The organism is Pseudomonas sp. P1_C12, from assembly GCF_056406435.1.
Genome location: NZ_JBFUAE010000046.1, coordinates 1 through 1,314 on the forward strand (window position 1 = coordinate 1; position 1,314 = coordinate 1,314).

General features: G+C 52.8%; 1 protein-coding gene. It reads right to left on the reverse strand.

Annotated features, from left to right (window positions below; all coding sequences use genetic code 11):
• Positions 1–37: 37 nt before the first annotated feature.
• Positions 38–1,260 (reverse strand): IS3 family transposase gene (locus AC1D19_RS30240; RefSeq protein ID WP_477765560.1). Its coding sequence is split into 2 segments (ribosomal slippage): positions 38–909 and positions 909–1,260, totalling 1,224 coding nucleotides; the frame shifts between segments, so codons are not numbered across the junction.
• Between the last annotated feature and the right edge of the window lie 54 nt (positions 1,261–1,314).

Consider the following 1,314-nt stretch of genomic DNA (forward strand, 5'->3'; position numbering starts at 1 on the left):
TGTCTAGTCCTGAAATAGGTTTACACCTGTTTCAGCCTCAAAACGCCCGATGCACCGCATCGGGCGTTTTGTATTTCAGCGACAGATGAGGCCGCTCGTTGTTATAGATCTGCACCGACTCGTCCACCATCCGGATGGCCTCTGCAAAATCTTTGGGGCGATGCAGCAATAACTCGTTTTTCAAAATCCCGTTCACACGCTCAGCCAACGCATTTTGGTAGCAGTCGTAGCCATCGGTCATTGAGCAGGTGATGCCGTATTTGGCATGCAGCCGCTGATAAAGCTCGGAGCAGTATTGGACGCCTCTATCCGAGTGATGYACCAGGCGTTGCYCCGTTGTCCGCTGCTTGAGGGCTTTGTTGAACGCCTGGATCACCGATTCGGTGTGCAAGCTTTCATGGACATGGTGCCCCACGATTTTTCGGGAGTACGCATCAGTGATCAAACTCAGATAAGCCACACCCGTTTGCGTCGGTAAGTAGGTGATTTCCGCAACCCATACTTGCTCTGGCGCCTTGGCGACTACCTGAATCGGCCCATCTTTGAGCAGGTTTGGATGCCGGCGAAAACGATGATGGCTGTCTGTCGTTTTGTGATAGGCCCGTCGGCGGGGAAGCAGTTCGCGTCGATCTCGCAAGATATCGAATAAACGGTCTCGACCAACCTTTACGGACACTTCTGGCTCCGTGCGCATTAGATTGTGAAGTTTTCGGGTGCCAAGGCGCGGTTGTCTAAGTCGCTTTTCCCTCACGAACCCCATCACTTCCTGGGCATGACGGGCCCGGGCATCACACGCCSGGTTGCGCTTGTAATAAGCCTGACGGGAAATCCCCATGAACTGGCAAGCCCGACTGATGCTCAGGTCTTGGATCTGCCCTTGGGAGAGGACTTGCCGGATCGCTTTTTTACGACAGAAATACCGAAATCGTTCTTCAAAACATCAACGACGGCTTCGAAAAACTGAGCTTTCTGGTTGGCTTGGGCAAGCTTTTCTTCAAGCTCTTTGATTCGCTGTTCGGGTGTCAGCGGCTTATCGGGCTCATCCATGGAACGGGGTCTCTTGGAGCGAATGGACGCGCCTTGACTCCAGTCCTGCCGACCATGCCTGCGTAACCAGTTCAGTACGGTCGTTTTACCCTGAATGCCATAGCGCTCTTGAGCCTCTTTATAACTCAACTCGCCTTTTTCGACCTGATCGACGACCGACAATTTAAAGGTCAGCGTGTAATCACGCTGACTGCGCCTTTCTCCCGTATTCATTACTCCCTCCTGAGAATGGGTCAGAAGGTGTAAACCTTATTCAGGACGGGACAC